The organism is Bradyrhizobium betae (assembly GCF_050632175.1).
In the GTDB taxonomy this organism is placed as follows: Bacteria; Pseudomonadota; Alphaproteobacteria; order Rhizobiales; family Xanthobacteraceae; genus Bradyrhizobium; species Bradyrhizobium betae_B.
This window is the reverse complement of the sequence record NZ_CP192576.1, coordinates 1186335-1203226: the sequence shown is the minus strand read 5'-3', so window position 1 is coordinate 1203226 and position 16892 is coordinate 1186335. Positions and strand designations below refer to the sequence as shown.

At 63.9% G+C, this 16892-nt stretch carries 17 protein-coding genes and 1 pseudogene; 14 read left to right on the top strand and 4 right to left on the bottom strand.

Features of this window, described 5'->3' with window-relative positions:
• Position 1: 1 nt before the first annotated feature.
• Together ACQ86E_RS06050 and ACQ86E_RS06045 are read right to left on the bottom strand one after the other, a co-directional pair.
• Complete coding sequence (locus ACQ86E_RS06050; protein WP_431204638.1) at positions 2-1561, bottom strand: glycine betaine ABC transporter substrate-binding protein; 1560 nt, start codon at positions 1559-1561, stop codon at positions 2-4.
• Positions 1558-2340: an ATP-binding cassette domain-containing protein gene (locus ACQ86E_RS06045; RefSeq protein WP_431204637.1), complete on the bottom strand. Its 783-nt coding sequence runs from the start codon at positions 2338-2340 to the stop codon at positions 1558-1560. Before ACQ86E_RS06045 ends, ACQ86E_RS06050 begins: the two co-directional genes overlap by 4 nt.
• A gap of 133 nt (positions 2341-2473) precedes the next feature.
• Between ACQ86E_RS06045 and ACQ86E_RS06040 the strand changes: the two genes are divergently transcribed.
• From ACQ86E_RS06040 to ACQ86E_RS06015, 6 genes and pseudogenes are all read left to right on the top strand, one after another.
• The gene (locus ACQ86E_RS06040; RefSeq protein WP_431204636.1) at positions 2474-3289 is read left to right on the top strand and encodes an ABC transporter ATP-binding protein; all 816 of its coding nucleotides are present in this window, start codon (positions 2474-2476) and stop codon (positions 3287-3289) included.
• Positions 3289-4074: an ABC transporter permease gene (locus tag ACQ86E_RS06035; protein WP_431204635.1), complete on the top strand. Its 786-nt coding sequence runs from the start codon at positions 3289-3291 to the stop codon at positions 4072-4074. The genes ACQ86E_RS06040 and ACQ86E_RS06035 overlap by 1 nt, the downstream gene beginning before the upstream one ends.
• A gap of 106 nt (positions 4075-4180) precedes the next feature.
• Entirely contained in the window at positions 4181-4717 is a 537-nt protein-coding gene (locus tag ACQ86E_RS06030) for a DUF305 domain-containing protein (RefSeq protein ID WP_431204634.1), read from the top strand.
• Between the two features lie 9 nt (positions 4718-4726).
• On the top strand, positions 4727-6196 hold the full coding sequence (locus tag ACQ86E_RS06025; protein ID WP_431204633.1) for a YncE family protein: 1470 nt from the start codon (positions 4727-4729) through the stop codon (positions 6194-6196).
• A 40-nt stretch (positions 6197-6236) separates the two neighbouring features.
• Complete coding sequence (locus ACQ86E_RS06020) at positions 6237-6755, top strand: sigma-70 family RNA polymerase sigma factor (protein WP_431204632.1); 519 nt, start codon at positions 6237-6239, stop codon at positions 6753-6755.
• Positions 6752-7523 (top strand): annotated as a pseudogene (locus ACQ86E_RS06015) (anti-sigma factor family protein). Before ACQ86E_RS06020 ends, ACQ86E_RS06015 begins: the two are co-directional and overlap by 4 nt.
• A 71-nt stretch (positions 7524-7594) precedes the next feature.
• On the opposite strand, the gene ACQ86E_RS06010 reads toward ACQ86E_RS06015, so the two are convergent.
• Entirely contained in the window at positions 7595-8044 is a 450-nt protein-coding gene (locus ACQ86E_RS06010; RefSeq protein ID WP_431204631.1) for a cupin domain-containing protein, read from the bottom strand.
• Between the two features lie 138 nt (positions 8045-8182).
• Between ACQ86E_RS06010 and ACQ86E_RS06005 the strand changes: the two genes are divergently transcribed.
• The 8 genes from ACQ86E_RS06005 (at position 8183) to ACQ86E_RS05970 (ending at position 15667) form a co-directional block, all read left to right on the top strand.
• On the top strand, positions 8183-9208 hold the full coding sequence (locus ACQ86E_RS06005) for an ABC transporter substrate-binding protein (RefSeq protein WP_431204630.1): 1026 nt from the start codon (positions 8183-8185) through the stop codon (positions 9206-9208).
• 29 nt (positions 9209-9237) lie between these two features.
• On the top strand, positions 9238-9942 hold the full coding sequence (locus tag ACQ86E_RS06000) for an NUDIX hydrolase (RefSeq protein ID WP_431204629.1): 705 nt from the start codon (positions 9238-9240) through the stop codon (positions 9940-9942).
• Positions 9943-10036: 94 nt separating this feature from the next.
• Complete coding sequence (locus ACQ86E_RS05995) at positions 10037-11359, top strand: ABC transporter substrate-binding protein (RefSeq protein ID WP_431204628.1); 1323 nt, start codon at positions 10037-10039, stop codon at positions 11357-11359.
• A 30-nt stretch (positions 11360-11389) separates the two neighbouring features.
• Complete coding sequence (locus ACQ86E_RS05990) at positions 11390-12160, top strand: ABC transporter ATP-binding protein (RefSeq protein WP_431204627.1); 771 nt, start codon at positions 11390-11392, stop codon at positions 12158-12160.
• Positions 12160-12864 (top strand): ABC transporter ATP-binding protein, encoded by a 705-nt coding sequence (locus ACQ86E_RS05985; RefSeq protein WP_431204626.1) that lies wholly within the window; start codon positions 12160-12162, stop codon positions 12862-12864. Before ACQ86E_RS05990 ends, ACQ86E_RS05985 begins: the two co-directional genes overlap by 1 nt.
• Positions 12865-12868: 4 nt before the next feature.
• Entirely contained in the window at positions 12869-13750 is an 882-nt protein-coding gene (locus tag ACQ86E_RS05980; protein ID WP_431204625.1) for a branched-chain amino acid ABC transporter permease, read from the top strand.
• A complete protein-coding gene (locus ACQ86E_RS05975) occupies positions 13747-14784 on the top strand; it encodes a branched-chain amino acid ABC transporter permease (RefSeq protein ID WP_431204624.1) in 1038 nt (345 codons plus the stop codon). The genes ACQ86E_RS05980 and ACQ86E_RS05975 overlap by 4 nt, the downstream gene beginning before the upstream one ends.
• On the top strand, positions 14726-15667 hold the full coding sequence (locus ACQ86E_RS05970) for a polyphosphate kinase 2 family protein (RefSeq protein WP_431204623.1): 942 nt from the start codon (positions 14726-14728) through the stop codon (positions 15665-15667). Before ACQ86E_RS05975 ends, ACQ86E_RS05970 begins: the two co-directional genes overlap by 59 nt.
• 298 nt (positions 15668-15965) lie before the next feature.
• Here ACQ86E_RS05970 and ACQ86E_RS05965 read toward each other — a convergent pair whose 3' ends face one another.
• The gene (locus ACQ86E_RS05965) at positions 15966-16856 is read right to left on the bottom strand and encodes an MBL fold metallo-hydrolase (protein WP_431204622.1); all 891 of its coding nucleotides are present in this window, start codon (positions 16854-16856) and stop codon (positions 15966-15968) included.
• Between the last annotated feature and the right edge of the window lie 36 nt (positions 16857-16892).

Below are 16892 nucleotides of genomic sequence, written 5' to 3'. Positions count from 1 at the left end.
CCTACCGCTTGCCCACCTTCTCCCCCAGCCACTTCGCCACCGCATCCGGTGAGGAATTCGCATCGTTGCCGGCTGCCCGCAAATTGGCCTCGCGCATCGTGGCGATGTCGATCTTGCCGAGAAGCGGATTGAGCGCCGTCTTCAGCCGTTTGTCGCCGGCGCGCTTCGGCGCCAGCAGCAGGATCGCATCGTAGGGCGGGATCGTGTGCCTGGGATCGTCGAGCGCCGTGAGATCGTATTTCGCGATCAGGCCGTCGCTGGTGTAGCCGGCGATCACGTCGACCTCGCCGCTGGCGACTGCCGCATACATGAAGTCCGGTTGCATCTGGCGCTGGGCGCGGAACGAAAGGCCATAGGCCTTTTGCAGCGCCGCCCATTCGGGGCGCGAGAAGAACTCGTAGTCGCCGGCGATCGACAGTTTCGGAGCATGCGCCGCGAGATCGGCGATGGTCCGGATGCCGAGTGCTTCGGCGCGCGTCTTCGGCATCACCAGCGCATAGGCATTCTCGAAGCCGAGTTCGCCGAGCAGGGTGACGTTGTCCTTGGCGAGCGCCGTCTTCAGCTCCGCCAGTAATTCCGCACGCGGTTTGATGTCCGTGCGGTGAAGTTGGTTGGCCCAGAGCGTGCCGGAATAGTCGACATAGAGGTCGATATCTCCCGCCTTCAACGCCTCGAAGATCACGCTCGAGCCGAGACCCGATCTCGAGGTGGAGGGCAGGCCAGCCGCCTGGAGACGATCCCTGAGCAAGGCCGAGAGCACATATTGCTCGGCAAATGTCTTGGCACCGACCACATAGCCTGATGACGAGCGGCCCATCGATGGCACCAGGGTCGCGGCGACCAACGCCGCGATCCCGGCGGCGCCGAGCCCGGTGCGCAAGCGGCTGCGCCGGCGCAGGCCACTCTCGATCAGTCCGAGCAGCTGATCCACGGCGAGCGCGAGCGCGGCCGATGCAAGGCAGCCGAACAGCACGAACACCCAGTTCTGGGTCTGCAATCCCGCAAATATGTAGTTGCCGAGGCTGGTTTGTCCGATCGGTGTCGACAGCGTTGCGGTGCCGATCACCCACACCGCGGCGGTACGGATGCCCGCCATCATCACCGGCAGCGCCAGCGGCAGCTCGACCGTCACGAGGGACTGCCGCGCGGTCATGCCGACTCCTTCCGCGGCTTCGATCAGCGCGGGATCGATGCCGTTCAGCCCGGTGATGCCGTTACGCAGCACCGGCAGCATCGAATAGAGCGCCAGCGCCAATACCGCCGGCAGGAAGCCGAAGGCGGAGAAGGAGACGCCGAACCAGGCGAGCGTCAGCGAAGCCGCCGCGAGCAGCAGCGGATAAAACAGCGCGAGCAGAGCCAACCCGGGTACGGTCTGCACGATGCTGGCAAATGCGAGCAGGATGCTCCGCGGCGCCGGACGGTTGCGGGTCAGGATCGCCAGCGGCAGGCTGACGGCGAGGCCCAGCGCCAGCGCGGCGAGGCTCACCCTCACATGGTTGCCGAGATAGTCGGGCAAATGCGACAGCGCCTCGCCCCAACGCGGATCGGAAAGCAGGCTCATGCCGCACCGCTCTGCGGCAGCAGGGCGTTCAGCCGCTCGACCTGACGCCGCGGCGTGCGCAACAGCTCCAGTACATAGGCGTCGTCGCTTGTCGAGAGCTCCGCCGGCGTACCCTGCGCGAGCATCCTTCCGCCGCGCATCACCGCGATGCGGTCGGCAAGCAGGATCGCCTCGGTCATGTCATGCGTGATCATCACCGTGGTCAGCCCGAGGCTGTGATGCAGGGCCCGATAATCGTCGCCCAGCGCATCACGGGTGAGGGGATCGAGCGCGCCGAACGGCTCGTCCATCAGCACGATGCGTGGTTTTGCCGCGAGCGCCCGTGCCACGCCGACGCGCTGCCGCTGACCGCCCGAGAGTGCTTCGGGCAGACGGTCGCGATGCGCGGTTCGGTCGAGCTGCACGAGCGCCAGCAACTCGTCGATTCGCGCATCGATCTCCGCCGTCGCCACGCCAAGCAGCTTTGGCGTGATCCCGATATTGTCCGCCACGCTCAAATGCGGGAACAGTCCACCGCTCTGGAAGACGTAGCCAATTCGCCGCCGCAGCGCGACCCGATCGACATTCCGCACGTCCTCGCCCTCGACCGTAATGGTGCCGCCGTCAGCGTCGATCAGCCGGTTGGCGAGCCGCAGCAGCGTGGTCTTGCCCGAGCCGGAGCCGCCGACAACGGCCAGAAACTCGCCCTCGGCGATATCGAGCGACACATCGTCGACGGCCTTGAGGTGACCGAAGCTCTTGCTGACATGGGAGTAGCCAATCATCGGCCTGGACGGCATCGGGCGGGGCTCACTTCATTGGCCCGCCCGTCGAGGGAGGGGATGACGAGTCCCATGCGTAGCACGCTTGGCGCCTTGATTGAACTTGGCCGCGCGAGCGGCTATGGCATCGGGCCAAGTTCGGAGGGAATACATGACGACGCCCACAGCGGTGGCGCTGGAAGATGCCAAGGTCGCGTTCCGGCTCGGGGACGGGCGGGTCTACACGGCGGTGGAGAAGGCGCATCTGGCGGTCGCCCAGGGCGAATTCGTCGCCATTGTCGGCCCGACCGGATGTGGAAAATCGACGCTGCTCAACGTCGCGGCCGGGCTGCTGCAGCCGGCGGCGGGCAGTGTCAGGATATTCGACCGGCCGCTCGCGGGGCTGAACCGGGATGCCGGCTACCTGTTCCAGGCCGATGCCTTGTTCCCGTGGAAGACCGCGCTCGACAATGTCGCAATTGGGCTCGATATCATGGGGGCGCCGCGCGCCGAGGCGGTGCAGCGCGCGCAGAAATGGCTCACAGCCGTTGGCCTCGGCGCCTTCGCCAACCGTTATCCGCACATGCTCTCCGGCGGCCAGCGCAAGCGCGTGGCGCTGGCGCAGGTCTTGATCCGCGATCCCAAAATCCTCCTGATGGACGAGCCGTTCGGGCCACTCGATGCGCAGACCCGTCAGGTGATGGGCAATCTGCTGCTCGACCTCTGGAATGCCGACCGCAAGGCGGTGCTGTTCGTTACCCACGATCTCGAAGAGGCGATCGCGCTCGCCGACCGTGTCGTGATCATGTCGGCGGGGCCGTCCTCGCGCATCACCGGCGACTGGCGCGTCGGCTTGCAGCGCCCGCGCGACATCTTCGAGGTGCGGCTCGACAAGGAGTTCCACGCGCTCCACCGCGAGATCTGGAGTGTGCTCAAGGACGAGGTGATGAAGGGCTACGCGCAGTCCACCCAGGCGGAGGCGGTCTGATGTCGCGCGTCACGCTGCTTGCGCTGCAAGTCCTTGTCGCCGTGGTCTGCATCGCGCTGTGGCAATTGCTGTCGACCGTGCCGGTGTTCGGCAAGATCCTGCTGCCGCCGTTCTTCTTCTCCAATCCGGTCGACGTCCTCGCCCAGATCGTCAAATGGTTCTCGTCCGGCGTGATCTGGAAGCATCTCGGCATCACGCTGACGGAATCGATCCTGGCCTTCGTGATCGGATCGGCAGGCGGTGTGCTGGTCGGGTTCTGGTTCGCTCGCCAGCCGCTCGTCGCCGCGGTGTTCGACCCCTACGTCAAGATGGTGAATGCGTTGCCGCGCGTCGTGCTGGCGCCGATCTTCGCGCTTTGGCTCGGCCTCGGCATCTGGTCGAAGGTCGCGCTCGGCGTGACGCTGGTGTTCTTCATCGTGTTCTTTAACGTCTATCAGGGTGTGAAAGAAGTCAGCCGCACCGTGCTCGACAACGGCCGCATGCTCGGCATGAACGAGCGGCAGTTGATGCGGCACGTTTACTGGCCGTCGGCGCTGTCCTGGATGTTCTCCTCGCTGCATACTTCGGTCGGCTTCGCCGTGGTCGGCGCGGTCGTCGGCGAATATCTGGGATCGGCGGCCGGGCTCGGCTACCTCATTCAGCAGGCCGAAGGTGTGTTCGACGTCGCCGGCGTGTTCGCCGGCATGTTCGTGCTGTCGGCCTTTGTCATCCTGATCGATTATGGGGTTACGCTGGTGGAGCGACGCCTGCTGGTGTGGCGGCCAACCGTGGACGGACGCGGCTAGGTAGGCCGCCGCGCCTGACCGCTGACGTTTATGTGATCGACCGGCCGGAATAGAACGCGCGCCCACGCGTCAAACCCCCATGCAACCACCTGCATGGGAGTTCGGGATGCCATCCTCACAGTTCCGCCGCGCGGTAGCGGCGCTCGCAGGCCGGTGCCGATGGCCCAGGCCCGGCCTTGGCACGGCGTTTCTTGCCGCGCGCATTCTGGTCGCGTTTGCGCTCCCTCCGCTCGTTTTCGCGCACGAGTCCCATCCGGCCAGCCCTACGGCCGCGCCAAGCGCGGAGGAGCGGGCATTCCTGGAAGAGAACGATGCGGCGATGACCAAGATGATGAATGACATGGCGGCCAAACCGACCGGCGACATCGATCGCGACTTTGTCGCGATGATGAGCCCGCACCATCAGGGTGCGATCGACATGGCGGTGATCGAGCTGCGATACGGCAAGAACGAGCAGCTTCGACGTATCGCGCAGGAGATCATCGTCGATCAGATGCAGGAGATCGCCGCCATGAAGCTCGCCATCGGCGAGCCTGCGACTGACACCATGCCGGCGCCGACCCAGCCGCAATCGGCTCCCATCGCAACCGTTCATCATCATCCGGGGATGCAGATGGATATGTCCACTGGAATGAAAAAGTAGGAGCCGTAGATGACGACGTTTCGAAGCAATATGATGAAGAGCATTTTCCTGGCCGCCACGATGCTTGCGACGAGTTCGCTCGCTTGGGCAGGGCAGGCGCCGGGCGCGCTGTCCGCCCAGGATGTTCCGATCAGCCACCACGACCGCGTCTACGCTGCGGAGCAGTTCTCGAATACGGTCTCGGTGACCGACCCCGTGGACAACAAGCTGCTTGGCGTGATCCGGCTGGGCGACCCGCAGCCCGGCAATTTCAGTCCGCTCTACAAGGGGCAGGTGCTCGTGCACGGCATGGGCTTCTCGCCCGATCACAAGACGCTGGCCGTGGTGTCGATCGGCTCGAATTCGGTGAGCTTCATTGACACCGCAACCAACGCGGTCAAGCACGTGACCTATGTCGGGCGGTCGCCACACGAGGCGTTCTTTACACCTGATGGCAAGGAGGTCTGGGTTACCGTCCGCGGCGAAAACTACATTTCCGTCATCGATCCGATCAGCTTCAAGGAGACAACCCGGATCACGACGCCGAACGGGCCGGGCATGCAGATTTTCTCGCCCGACGGCAAGTACGGGTACATCTGCTCGTCCTTCAATCCCGAGACTGACGTCGTCTCGGTCGCAGAGCACAAGATCATCGCCAAGGTGAAGCAGGAGAGCCCGTTCTGCCCGAACATCGCGGCGACTCCGGATGGAGACCAGGTGTGGTTTACGCTGAAGGACGTCGGCCGGACACAGGTGTTCAACGCGAGACCACCGTTCAACGCGATCAAGACGATCGACACCGGGCCGATTACCAATCACGTCAACTTCGCACACACCGCCAAGGGTACATTCGCCTATGTCACCATCGGTGGTCTGAACGAAGTGAAGGTGTTCCGCACGGACGACTTTTCCCAAGTTGCCACGATTCCGGTGGGCAATCTGCCGCACGGCGTGTGGCCGTCCGGCGACGGCACCCGGATCTATGTGGGGCTGGAAAACGCCGACGCGCTTGCGGCGATCGATACGGCGACCAACAAGGTGATCGGGAACGTCCCGATCGGCCAGGCGCCGCAGGCGATCGTCTATGTTCCGAATGCTGCGCCTGACCCGGAGGACCGCCAGAACCTGCAGGCGCTCGGCGTGGCTGGTCAGGTCGCTCATCTGGCGCTCGCGTCGAAAGACGGCACAAAGCACGGCAAGGCGCCGACCAGCGTCTCGCTGTTCGATCAGGGCCTGATCCAGATCTTGCAGGCTTCAGTGACGGAACTTCAGCCCAAGCAGAAATATGTGTTGGCGCTTGCGGAACGCAGTGACGGGGGCGGCCCGTTGCAGCCGCTGGCAGCCTTCATGACCAATCCGGCAGGATCCGCTATCGTCAACGCGGCTGGTCCGATCCGGCAGATCGTCGACCAGTCTGCCAGGGCTGCAAGGCGCTATCTGGTGATAGCATCCGGCGACGCGGCGATGCCGGGCGAGGCGGTCCAGATCGAGGCCCAATGACGGCGGTTCGAACGGCAATGGAGAGGTGGCGGAGCGCGTCATGAAGGACATGCTGGTTCAGGTCGAGCCGCTGATCCCCGCGCTTCGCCGCTATGCGCGCGCGCTCATGCGCGAACGCGCGGCCGCCGACGATCTGGTTCAGGATTGCCTGGAGCGCGCCGTCAGTCGCTGGTACCAGCGGCGCGACGGCAGCGTGCGCGCCTGGCTGTTCACCATCCTCCACAACCTGGCCGTCACTCAGTTTCGCCAGGCGACAGCGCGGGGCAGACACATGCCGATCGACGATGCAGGCGAGCGGGAACTGGTCAGCGCGGCGGAGCAGGAGCACAGGCTGATCTATCAGGACGTCCTGCGCAAGCTTGCGAAACTCCCGGAGGAGCAGCGGGCCGTTTTGTTGCTGGTCGCAGTCGAGGATCTCTCTTACGCGGATGCCGCGGAGGTGCTGAACATCCCGATCGGGACCGTGATGTCGCGCCTGTCGCGTGCGCGGGAGAGACTGCAGCAGGAGATGGATGGCGTTGCGGCGGGAAATGTCGTGGCTTTGCGGAGCGTGAAATGAACCAGCGGCCGATCACCGAGGATGATCTCCACGCCTATGTGGACCATGCGCTCGAGCCCGAGCGCCGTGCGGAGGTCGCATCCTATCTGGACGATCATCCGGATGTTGCCGCGCGCGTCGCGGCCTTCGCTACCCAGCGCGAGCAGTTGCGTGGCGCGCTTGCGTCGATCGCCGACGAGCCGTTGCCGGCCGAATTGAACTTGTCGCGCATCATCGAGAGCCGAAAGCGGCATCCCCGGCGAACGTGGGGAGCGATCGCTGCGATGTTCCTCCTCGGTATCGGCGGTCTCGGCGGGTGGACCATGCGCAGCGTGTTGCAGGAGGGCTCGAACGGACTGTCTGCGCTGGCGCAGGAGGCCGCCTATTCCTATGGCGTCTACGCACCGGACCGCGTGCGGCCGGTCGAGATTCGCGCCTCCGAGAGTTCGGAGCTCACGCGATGGGTCTCCAGCCGGTTGAAGCAGCCGGTGAAGGTACCGGACCTCTCTGTCTCGGGCTACAGGCTGATGGGGGGCGCCTGGTTGCGACGTCCCACGGCCCGGCCGCGATGTTCATGTACGATGACGATCGCGGCGACCGCCTCGTCGTGCTGACGCGTCCGATGAGCAACCGCAATCTGGCTACGCCGATGATGCCGCAATCGACCGGCGATGTCGCGGGCTTCGTGTGGGCGGATGGCGGCATGGGCTACACGCTGGTCGGCCAGCTTCCGGGGAGACCCTGAAGCCGATCGCGAACGAGATCCGAAAGCAGGCGCGCCCGATCTAGCGCCTGAATTCACGAAGCGGGCCCGCGCAATGGCGCGAGCCCGAACATTCGCCCCGCGCCGGTTGGGGGTCTCAATCCAGCAGCTTGGTATCGTCCGGCGCCTGCGGCGGCGTCTTGATCGCGATGGCCTTGACCTGGCCGCTGATCGGCTTGGTGCCGCCGTGCGGCGTGCCCTTGGGGATGATGACGAGGTCGCCCGGCTTCACCGTGACTTCCTTGTCGCCGAGCCAGATCGTGCCGGTTCCGTCGAGGATGTACTGGATCTCGTTGGTGTTGGGATGCATATGCTTGGGCACATTGCCGACCTGGATCGAGATGGTGGCGCCGTCGGCGCTCGCGAACATTTTTGAGCGGTAGCCGACTTTGTTGGCCGGCCCGAGCGCGTCGCCCTCCATCTCGCCGGTATGGATGATCTGCGCCGTGACGTTTTCTGCGGCCAGGGCCGGGCGGAGCAACTGGTTGGCGCCGCATCCGGCGGCAAAGGCGGCAGTGATCGACAGTCCGACTGCAAGGCGATTCATGGATGATCCTCCCCATCAATATTGTTGTTGTGGGCTCATGCTATTGCGTTGAGAAGCCGATGGCGAGTCGCACGTAGGCAGTGCTTCTCAAGCCAGTCCGGCTGCTCTATGGTGCCGCCAGCCGAACGGAGGAAACCAATGAAGAACACGATTGCCAGGCTCGCCGGCGCGCTGATCGCGCTAACGCTCACCACAGGATTTGCCGCGGCGCAAAGCAAGGTGACCATCGCAATCGGCGGCGGCTCCTGCCTGTGCTATCTGCCGACGGTGCTGGCCAAGCAGCTCGGCGAGTACGACAAGGCCGGCCTCAATGTGGAGCTGGTGGACCTCAAGGGCGGCTCCGACGCGCTGAAGGCCGTTCTCGGCGGCAGCGCCGATGTGGTCTCCGGCTATTTCGACCATTGCGTCAATCTCGCCGCCAAGAAGCAGGAGCTTCAGGCCTTCGTGGTCTATGACCGCTATCCCGGCCTCGTGCTGGTGGTGTCGCCTGCGCACACCAACGAAATCAAATCGATCAAGGATCTCGCCGGCAAGAAGGTCGGCGTCAGCGCACCCGGCTCCTCCACGGATTTCTTCCTGAAGTACCAGCTGAAGAAGAACGGGCTCGATCCCGCCGGTACCGCCGTGATCGGCGTCGGCTTAGGTGCCACCGCGGTCGCCGCGATGGAGCAGGGCCAGATCGATGCGGCCGTGATGCTCGATCCCTCCGTCACCGTGCTCCAGGGCAGCCACAAGGATCTGCGCATCCTCAGCGACACCCGCACCCAGAAGGACACGCTCGAGACGTTCGGCGGCGAATATCCGGGCGGCGCGCTGTATTCGACCGCGGCATGGGTTGCCAAGCATGAGAAGGAGACGCAGGCGCTCACCAACGCGATCCTCGCCACGCTTGCCTGGATTCACTCGCACTCGCCCGAGGAGATCATGGCGAAGATGCCTGAGGAGACGGTCGGCAAGAACAAGGACCTCTATCTCGCTGCGCTCAAGAACACGATCCCGATGTACTCCGAAACAGGCAAGATGGACCCGAAGGGGGCGGACGCGGTGCTCGCCGTGTTCAGCATCGGCTCGCCGGAGGTGGCCAACGCCAAGATCGACGTCAGCAAGACCTTTACCAACAAGTATGTCGAGCAGGCCAAGAAGACCACGGGCAACGCCAAATAGCTGACGCTATCGCTTGGTAGGCCGGCGTCATGACATCTTTGGTCATTCATCGCGTCACTACGCTTGATCTCGCGGTGCGGCCGATCGTCTGGCCGTTCGCCGAGGAGCGGCGCGCCGAGATCGCGGCGCATTTCGCCGAGAAGCAGCGCGAGCGGCCCAAGATCTGGAACGGCCGCGTCCTGCTCGGGCGCGACGCGGTCTTTACGGACGGCCATCTTGCCGCGACCTATTTCGAAACCGATTTTGCGAGCTTCCTCGCCTGGCGCGACTGGGGCTTTCCCGACAAGGCGGTGTTCAACGGCTTCGGCATGGGCGCGCTGCGCGCCTCCGACGGCGCCTTCATCATGGGCGAGATGGCGCAGCATACCGCCAATGCGGGGCGCATCTATTTCCCTTCTGGCACGCCCGACCTCGACGATGTCAGGGACGGTGCACTCGACATTCCCGGCAGCGTCGTGCGCGAGCTCGGCGAGGAGACCGGCCTGACAGAAGGCGACTATCAGGCCGAGCCTGGATGGCACTGTGTCGTCACCGGGCCGTCGATTGCAATGATGCAGGTGCTCAACTTGCATATGCCGGGTGAGGCCGCCCGGGCCCGGATCGAGGCCAATCTCGCACGCGAGGCCGAGCCCGAGCTGTCGGCCATTCATCTCGTGCGCGGGATGAGCGATCTGACGCCGACCATGCCGCGATTTGTCACGGCCTTTATCGAGCAGCAGTTCGCTTCGCGCTGACGCGCGAGGCTTGACATCGCTGCGCTCAGCCCATGTGATGGGCGAAAAGCAAAAGCAAAAAGAATGCAATGCACAATCGTCCAGGGAGGTTTTGATGCGTCTGCGCATGGCTGCCCGCTTGGTACGTGGGCTGTTGGTCGCGATGTCCGCGACGGGCTTGATGGCTTCGGCCGGGGCCCAAGACAAGGTTCAAGAAAAGAAGATCAAGATCGGCGTTGTCTTCGACCTGACCGGGCCTCTCGCGGGCGGCGGCTCTGAGCTCGGTTACATCGGCGCAAAAATCATCCTCGACCATTTCGCCAAGACCGGCGTCGAGGGTTACAAGATCGAGGCGGTCTACGCCGACGCCCAAAGCAAGCCCGACATCGCCATCAACGAATCCGTTCGCCTGCTCGAGCAGGAGAAGGTCGATATGGTGCTCGGCTTCTTCTCCTCGGCGCAATGCGTTCCGGTGGCGGCCCGGGTCGAGCAGCTCAAGAAGTTCATGTGGATGACGACCTGCATCTCGTCGGCCGTGTTCAACGACAAGGGCTACAAATACGTCTTCCGCCCGCAGGCGAGCGGCGATCAGTTCGGCATGATGACGATGGATTTCATCGCGCAGAACACCAAGGCAAAGTTCGACAAGGAACCGAAGGACCTGCGCGTCGCCATCATCCACGAGGATGGCGCCTATGGCGTCGACGTCTCCAGGGGCAACGAGGCCGGTGCGAAGAAGGCCGGCTTCAACGTCGTGATGAAGGAAGGCTATTCGGCCACCGCGCCGGATCTGTCGGCGCTGGTGACCAAGCTGAAGCGCGCAAAACCCGATGTCATCTTCCACACCGGCTACAATCCGGACATCACCCTGCTGCTGCGTCAGGCCCGCGAGCAGGGCCTGAAGTTCGGTGCGCTGATGGGGCATGGTGCGGGCTACGGCGTTTATGAGAAGTTGAAGGAGGGCATGGGCGCTGACGCCACCTACATCTTCAATACCGATCCGATCTCGATCTGGCTCGCCAACCAGAAGACCATGGATCCGAAGCTTCCGGCCGTGATCAAGATGGTCGGCGAGGAGTTCGACAAGATCAGGCCGGGTGTCGCCATCCGCTCGGCCCATGTCGGCATCGGCGCGTCCAACACCTACGTCTTCATGGCCGATGTGCTGCCGCGCGCCATCAAGAAGTATGGCGGCGTCGATCCCGATGCGCTGCGCAAGGCTGCGCTCGACACCGATATCCCTGAAGGCGGCACCATGCTCGGCTTCGGCGTGAAGTTCTACGGCGAGGGCACGCCGATGGCTGGGCAGAACGAGCGGTCATTCCCGGTCGTGATCCAGTACATCGACGACAAGTCCTCCGTGGTGTGGCCCAAGAGTCAGGCGCAGCGCGAGGCCGTGCTGCCGCTGCCGAAGGGCACCACCTACAGCAACCAGTAGCGCAACACCTAGGACAGGGAGAGCAGGGCGGTGCTGGAAGTCAGCGGGCTGGTGAAGCGCTTCGGTGGCTTCACCGCCGTCAACAGCGTGTCGTTCAGGGTCGATCAGGGCGAGATCCTCGGCCTGATCGGGCCCAACGGCTCGGGCAAGAGCACGATCTTCAACATGCTCTCCGGCACGCTGGCGCCGACCGCAGGCTCGATCCTGTTCGACGGGCGTGAGATCGCAGGCCTTGCGCCGCACCGGATCATCAATAGCGGTGTCGGGCGCACTTTCCAGATTCCGCGGCCGTTCCGCCGTTTGACGATCTTCGAGAATGTCGTGCTCGCCGGCTTCTACGGGCAAGGCCGCCACAGCCGTATCAAGGCGGAAGAGGCGGCCGAGCGTTCGCTTGCGATGGTGGGTCTGCCAACCGATCGTCACGCCAGCGTCGATGGCCTGGGGGCGGCGGGCCTGAAGAAGCTCGAACTGGCGAAGGCACTCGCCACTGCGCCCAAGCTTCTGCTCGCCGACGAGAGCCTCGGCGGCCTCGACGAGGCCGAGATGGGGCAGGCCGCCGACATGCTGCGTAACATTCGCGACGAGCTCGGCATCACCATCATCTGGGTCGAGCACATCATGGGGGTGCTGATGCGCGTCGTCGATCGCGTCATGGTGCTCGATCACGGCGAGAAGATTTCGGAAGGATTGCCGAGCGCGGTCGCGGGTGATCCGCGCGTGATCGAGGTCTATCTCGGCACGGATGCCGAGACCACGCAGGCCGCGGCGGCCGCGGCGCGGCGTCGCGCGGGAGTGCAGTGATGCTGGAGCTCCGCGGCGTCAATGCCGGCTATGGCACGTTCCAGGCGCTGTTCGACGTCAGTCTCGACGTCAGGGCCGGCGAAGCCGTTGGCGTCATCGGTCCCAACGGTGCCGGCAAGACCACCCTGATGCGTGTCATCTCCGGCCTGATCCGGCCCTCGCGCGGCTCGATCAGGATGGAAGACGTCGACGTCGTGGCGACGCCGCCGCACAAGATCGTCAGCCTCGGGATCGCCCACGTGCCGGAGAACCGGCGGCTGTTTCCGCAGCTCTCGGTCGACGACAATCTCAAGATGGGCGCCTTCATGAAAGAGGCGCGCGGCCGCTACGCGGAACGGCTGGAGGTGGTATTCGACCTGTTTCCGCGCCTGAAGGAGCGCCGCCACCAGATGGCCGGTACGATGTCCGGTGGCGAGCAGCAGATGTGCGCGATCGGCCGCGCGCTGATGTCCAATCCGAAACTCCTGCTGCTTGACGAGCCGTCGGCCGGACTGGCGCCGGTCGTGGTGCAGCAGGTGTTCGAACTGGTGAAGCGGATCCGCGCCAGCGGGCTGACGGTGCTGATCGTCGAGCAGAACGTGCAGCAGGTGCTGAAGGTGGTCGACCGCGCCTATCTGATCGAGGCCGGCACGATCCGCGCATCCGGAACGTCGGCCGAGATGCTGGCGAGCGACACCGTCAAGGAAGCGTATCTCGGGGTGTGATGGCATGCAGGGGTTCCTGGACATATTCGATATTTACCTGCTGGAGGCCGTGATCAACGGCATCCTGCTCGGCGGCGTGCTGGCGCTGCTCGCGCTTGGGCTCAACCTGATCTTCGGCGTCATCGACGTGACCTGGATCTGCTACGCCGAGCTCGTCATGATCGGGATGTACACCATGTATTTCCTGGTGCAGTATTATGGCCTCAGCTATTTCGTCGCCGCGCCACTCACGATTCTGCTGGTCGCGATCCTCGGAGCAGCGCTGCATTACCTCGTGATCGCGCCGCTGCTCACCGCGCCGCCGATCAACCAGCTGCTCGCGACGGGCGGGGTGCTGTTCGTGCTCCAGAGCTTTGCCACCGTCGCCTTCGGCATCGACTTTCGCAATCTCGGCATCCGCCTGCCGGTGCTCGCCTTCGGCGAGATGAATTTCAGTTACGCGCGGCTGCTCTCGTTCCTGGCGGCGCTGGTCGGCATGGTCGCGGTCTACCTGTTCATGACGCGGACCTTCACCGGCACCGCGATCCGCGCCATCTCGCAGGACCGGCAGATCATGGCGCTGATGGGCGTCGACACCAGGCGGATCTATCTCATTACGTCCGCGATTGGCGGTGGGCTGGCCGGGCTCGCCGCCTGCCTCCTCGTCCTGCAATACGACGTGCATCCGTTCGTCGGCCTGTCGTTCGGGCCGATCACCTTCCTGATCTGCGTGCTCGGCGGCCTCGGTAATTTCATCGGCGGCTTCATCGCGGCCTTCGTGTTCGCGGAGATCATCTCGCTCGGCGGCCTGTTCTCCGACCTCGAATGGGGCTACGTGCTCGCCTTCGCCTTCTTCATCGTCATGATGTTCATCCGGCCCGCGGGCCTGCTTGCGAGGCGGCGATGACGGGGCAGGGGCGGCTTGCAGCATGGGCGGTCGGGCTGGCGGCGCTGGTCGCGCTGCCCTTCGTCTACCGCGATCCCTATCATCTGCACATCCTTGTGCTGATCCTGATCTGGTCGTTCGCCTATACGTCGTGGTCGATGATGGGGCGGTTCGGCCTGGTCTCGCTCGGCCATGGCGGCTTCATGGGGATCGGAGCCTATGTCACCGCGCTGCTGTGGAATCATCTCGGCTGGTCGCCCTGGATCGGCATTCCCATCGGCATGGTTGCGGCGGGGGCGCTGGCGCTGATCGTCGGTTATCCCTGCTTCCGCTTCCGCATCACCGGGCATTATTTCGTGCTGGTGACGCTGGCGCTGTCCGGCATCGTGCTTCAGGTCATCACGGCCACGCGCGACTATACCGGCGGCTCGCTCGGCTATACGCCGAACCGGGCCTCGGGGAACAAGCTGTTGGCGCTGCAGTTCGACGACAAGATCACCTGGTACCTGATCGCGCTCGGGGTCTGGCTGTTCGGCATCGTGGTGTGGCACTGGGTCGACCGCAGCATGGCGCGCTACGCGCTGGAGGCGATCTCGGAGGACGAGGACGCCGCGGCCGCTGCCGGCGTCGATGTCACCGCGGAGAAGCTGAAGATCACGCTGCTCAGCGCGGTGATGACGGCGCTGGCGGGCGCGGTCTATTGCCAGTACCAGATGTTCATCACGCCCGACACGGTCAGCGGCATCGCGGTGTCGCTCCAGATGGTGTTCGCGGCGATCGTCGGCGGCCTGTTCGTGTCGCTCGGCCCGACCTTCGGCGCCGTCATCACCATCCTGCTGGCGGAGACCCTGCGGATCGGCTTCGGCACCAAGGCGGTCGGCTGGGACAATCTCGTCTATGGGGTGCTGCTCGTCCTTTTCATCATATTCCTTCCCAAGGGTATCCTTGGTAGCTTGCTCGACCGACTGAAGCCGCAACGCAAGGTGCCCCGCACTCATGAACATGAAGCCGTCCAAAAGCAAGAAGCCGTCCAAATCGCTCGCCCAGGAACTTGATCGCTACATCACGCCGTTCCGCTACGACGGCTCGGGCAAGTTCCACCTCAAGGATCACAAGACCAACGCGAAGGGCGACCTCGACAAGGAAAAGGCGCAGGACATCCTCGAGGCCAACAAGGGCCGCCTCGCCGATTTCCAGGAGAGACTCTATGCCCAGGACCGCTGGTCGCTGCTCCTGATCTTCCAGGGCATGGACGCTGCCGGCAAGGACAGCGCGATCAAGGCAATCTTCGACGGCATCAATCCGCAAGGCTGCGACGTCCATGCGTTCAAGCAGCCGACCAGCCACGAGCTCGATCACGATTTCCTCTGGCGTCACGTGGTTGCGCTGCCCGCGCGGGGCCATATCGGCATCTTCAATCGCTCCCACTATGAGGAATGCCTGGTCACGCGCGTGCATCCGGATATCCTCGCCAAGGAGCAGCTGCCGCCCAAGCTGATCACCAAGAACATCTGGCGGGAGCGATTCGAGGACATCACGGCTTTCGAGCGCTACCTGGCGCGCAACGGCACCATCGTCCTGAAGTTCTTCCTCAACGTTTCCAGGGAGGAGCAGCGGCAGCGCTTTCTCGAACGGCTGGAGGTTCCTGCCAAGCAATGGAAGTTCTCCATGGGCGACATCAAGGAGCGCGCGCTGTGGCCGCGCTACCAGGCGGTCTATCAGGACATCGTCCGCCACACCGCGACGTCCCATGCGCCCTGGTATGTCGTGCCCGCCGATCACAAATGGTTCGCGCGTGTCGTGATCGGCTCTGCGATCGTCGCGGCGCTCGACAAGCTCGATCTGCATTTCCCCCGCGCCGACAGGTCGTCTCTGGAGGAGTTCAAGGAGATCCGCAAGGCGCTGGAGAAGGAGGGGAACGGGAAGCGGGAAAAATGAAAAAGCGAAAACAACCCCATGCACAGTAGCCGATGATAGTGGAATCAATGGCTTGATCGTTCGCGTCGGGGTTTTGCGGATTTGGCGAAATTCGGTTGACTCGTCGGGCAAAACAGGGGCATGATGTCATCATCGCAAGGTGACGTGATGCATGGCGGCGCCGTGGATGGTCGCCCAATCCTCGATGCCGTAGGGTGGGCAAAGCGGAGCGTGCCCACGCATTTTTCGTGACGAGAAGTGGTGGGCACGGCGCAAGGGCGCCGTTGCCCTCCCCTGCGATTTCAGCGCAAGCCGCCCCTCAATACCCGCGGCCCCACCAGTAGCAGAAGCGCTCGACATTGGCGGGAAGGCTGGCCTCGTAGTTCGCCCATTTCTCGTATTTCGGCAGCTTCACGTCCTTCATCGCGGTGTCGAAGCACTTGCCCGCGTCGGCCGCCTTCTTCACCACGGCGGAAAGCTCCTCCATGTAGGCAATGTCGTCCTCGATGTCCTTCTTGGTGCCGAAGCGGCCGCCGGCATAGGGATGGCCAGGGATCATCCGCTCCCAGTCGAGCGAGGCGAGCTTCTTCAACGAGGCGATGTATTCCAGCGGCGAGGCGTTGTCGGGAATGTTGCGGAACTGAACGGATTCGATCGGGGCGAAGTCGACGACGAAGACGATCTTCTCCTTCGGCAACCGCATCACCAGCGAGTTGTCGGAATGGTTGCGGCCGACATAGTTCAGCTCCAGCGTAGTGCCGCCGAGCGTGATGGCCTTCTTGTCGTCGACCACCTGGTCCGGCATCACGACATCGGCCAGCAGCGAATTCTGCTTCTTCAATTCGAGCAGGCGTTGCTTGGTCCGCCGGTGGGCGACGAAGGTGGCGCCGAGATCCTTGAACGGCTGGCCGCCGGCGATGTGGTCGTAATGGTGATGGCTGTAGACGACGTATTTGATCGGCTTCTCGGTGACGGCCTTGATCGCGTCGATATAGGGCTTTGCGGGACGCAAATACGAGATCGGATCGGTCGCGATCACACCCTGCGGCGTCACGACGAACATCGACTGATGGCCGCCATAGCGGAAGATGTAGACGTTTTCGGTGCCGTCGACCTTCCTGGTCGAGGTCTGCGGCGGGGTTTGTGCCGCGGCGGATCCAAGTCCGGCGATGAGCGCGATGAGCGCGGTCAGGCAAATCGATATCTTCATGTCGGGCTTTCTGGAAATGATCGAGAACGGGAAAGG

What these genes read in the sequence shown, in the direction of transcription:
- ACQ86E_RS05995 (WP_431204628.1), top strand. Translation starts at nt 10,037, where the DNA reads ATGCGTCTGCGCATGGCTGCCCGCTTGGTACGTGGGCTGTTGGTCGCG.
- ACQ86E_RS06040 (WP_431204636.1), top strand. Translation starts at nt 2,474, where the DNA reads ATGACGACGCCCACAGCGGTGGCGCTGGAAGATGCCAAGGTCGCGTTC.
- ACQ86E_RS06010 (WP_431204631.1), bottom strand. Translation starts at nt 8,044, where the DNA reads ATGAATCGCCTTGCAGTCGGACTGTCGATCACTGCCGCCTTTGCCGCC.
- ACQ86E_RS06030 (WP_431204634.1), top strand. Translation starts at nt 4,181, where the DNA reads ATGCCATCCTCACAGTTCCGCCGCGCGGTAGCGGCGCTCGCAGGCCGG.
- ACQ86E_RS06035 (WP_431204635.1), top strand. Translation starts at nt 3,289, where the DNA reads ATGTCGCGCGTCACGCTGCTTGCGCTGCAAGTCCTTGTCGCCGTGGTC.
- ACQ86E_RS05980 (WP_431204625.1), top strand. Translation starts at nt 12,869, where the DNA reads ATGCAGGGGTTCCTGGACATATTCGATATTTACCTGCTGGAGGCCGTG.
- ACQ86E_RS05975 (WP_431204624.1), top strand. Translation starts at nt 13,747, where the DNA reads ATGACGGGGCAGGGGCGGCTTGCAGCATGGGCGGTCGGGCTGGCGGCG.
- ACQ86E_RS05965 (WP_431204622.1), bottom strand. Translation starts at nt 16,856, where the DNA reads ATGAAGATATCGATTTGCCTGACCGCGCTCATCGCGCTCATCGCCGGA.
- ACQ86E_RS06000 (WP_431204629.1), top strand. Translation starts at nt 9,238, where the DNA reads ATGACATCTTTGGTCATTCATCGCGTCACTACGCTTGATCTCGCGGTG.
- ACQ86E_RS06005 (WP_431204630.1), top strand. Translation starts at nt 8,183, where the DNA reads ATGAAGAACACGATTGCCAGGCTCGCCGGCGCGCTGATCGCGCTAACG.
- ACQ86E_RS06045 (WP_431204637.1), bottom strand. Translation starts at nt 2,340, where the DNA reads ATGCCGTCCAGGCCGATGATTGGCTACTCCCATGTCAGCAAGAGCTTC.
- ACQ86E_RS06050 (WP_431204638.1), bottom strand. Translation starts at nt 1,561, where the DNA reads ATGAGCCTGCTTTCCGATCCGCGTTGGGGCGAGGCGCTGTCGCATTTG.
- ACQ86E_RS05985 (WP_431204626.1), top strand. Translation starts at nt 12,160, where the DNA reads ATGCTGGAGCTCCGCGGCGTCAATGCCGGCTATGGCACGTTCCAGGCG.
- ACQ86E_RS05970 (WP_431204623.1), top strand. Translation starts at nt 14,726, where the DNA reads ATGAACATGAAGCCGTCCAAAAGCAAGAAGCCGTCCAAATCGCTCGCC.
- ACQ86E_RS06025 (WP_431204633.1), top strand. Translation starts at nt 4,727, where the DNA reads ATGACGACGTTTCGAAGCAATATGATGAAGAGCATTTTCCTGGCCGCC.
- ACQ86E_RS06020 (WP_431204632.1), top strand. Translation starts at nt 6,237, where the DNA reads ATGAAGGACATGCTGGTTCAGGTCGAGCCGCTGATCCCCGCGCTTCGC.